The following is a 1,048-nucleotide window of genomic DNA, read 5'->3' as shown; positions in this document are numbered from 1 at the left end:
GCATTACGCATGCGGTCACCTTGTTGCTGATTATTCTGTTTCTGGCACCTCTAGCCTCAAACATCCCACTGTGTGCCCTGGCCGCCATTCTTTTCGTGGTCGCCTACAACATGAGCGAGTTAAAACACTTCAAGCGCATGCTCCAGCGAGCCCCACGCGCAGACGTGTCAATCCTGCTCATCACCTTCAGCCTCACCGTGTTCAGTGACTTGGTGATCGCCGTGAATATCGGCGTCATTCTGGCGATGCTGCAGTTCATGCGCCGCATGGCCTCATCTGTTGAGGTGCAGCAGATAGTCGAGCACGAACTTGAAGAAGAGTTAAGAGCCAACGGCCATGTTCGCTTGCCGCCAGGGATACTGATTTATACGATAGAAGGGCCACTGTTCTTTGGTGCAGCTGAGACCTTCGAGCGTGTGTTAGCACAGACCCACACTGACCCACGTCTGCTGATTATCCGTCTGAAGCGCGTACCGTTTATGGATATCACGGGCTTGCAAGTGTTGGAGGAGGTCATTCAGCAGCTACACCAGCGCAATATCGTGGTGAAACTCTGCGAAGCGAACACGAAGGTGCTCAACAAGCTCGATAGGGTGGGTATCCTGCAAGAAATCAGCCCGGAGCATTATCACGCCGACTTCAATACCGCGCTGGCTAAAGCTGTCAGTCACGTTGAGGGTACGTCGACCCTCTAGAGAACAGCTGCCAGTGTTGGGTTATGACTTGGTACTGGCGGCATGCTTGCTCTTGGTCGAATAGCTGGCGCCGTGAGTGTCGAGATAGTCACGAATCAATTGGCGGACTACCTGCGAAGACGTCAGGTCTTGTGCTGCACAGAGTTCCTCGAAAGCTTTTTTCTTAACGGGGTCAATGAGCACAGTGAGGCGGGCAGTCTTGCTTTCCATAAGGTATTCAATCGCTCAATTCGCAGGATGTTAATCAAATTGTAATTGCCTTGTTCTGTGCTGTCACTGCACAGGCGGCTTACTGCTCGGTATCTCGACTGTACTCACAAGAAAAAAATTGGTTCTCACGGTGGGTGATGAAC

Annotated in this window: 2 protein-coding genes; one reads left to right on the top strand and one right to left on the bottom strand. The window is 52.0% G+C overall.

Annotated features, from left to right (window positions below; translation table 11 throughout):
- Positions 1 to 695 (top strand): SulP family inorganic anion transporter (locus AC1DRJ_RS29225; RefSeq protein ID WP_477805190.1); only part of this gene is annotated, 695 nt, incomplete at its 5' end.
- A gap of 21 nt (positions 696 to 716) precedes the next feature.
- Here AC1DRJ_RS29225 and AC1DRJ_RS29220 read toward each other — a convergent pair.
- Positions 717 to 905, bottom strand: coding sequence for a ribbon-helix-helix protein, CopG family (locus AC1DRJ_RS29220; RefSeq protein WP_095077032.1), 189 nt, complete (start codon positions 903 to 905; stop codon positions 717 to 719).
- Positions 906 to 1,048 lie beyond the last annotated feature (143 nt).

This window comes from Pseudomonas sp. P5_B2, from assembly GCF_056400445.1.
Note: the sequence above shows the minus strand (reverse complement) of the source record. Positions and strands in the feature narration are given on the sequence as shown.

What these genes read in the sequence shown, in the direction of transcription:
- AC1DRJ_RS29220 (WP_095077032.1), bottom strand. Translation starts at nt 905, where the DNA reads ATGGAAAGCAAGACTGCCCGCCTCACTGTGCTCATTGACCCCGTTAAG.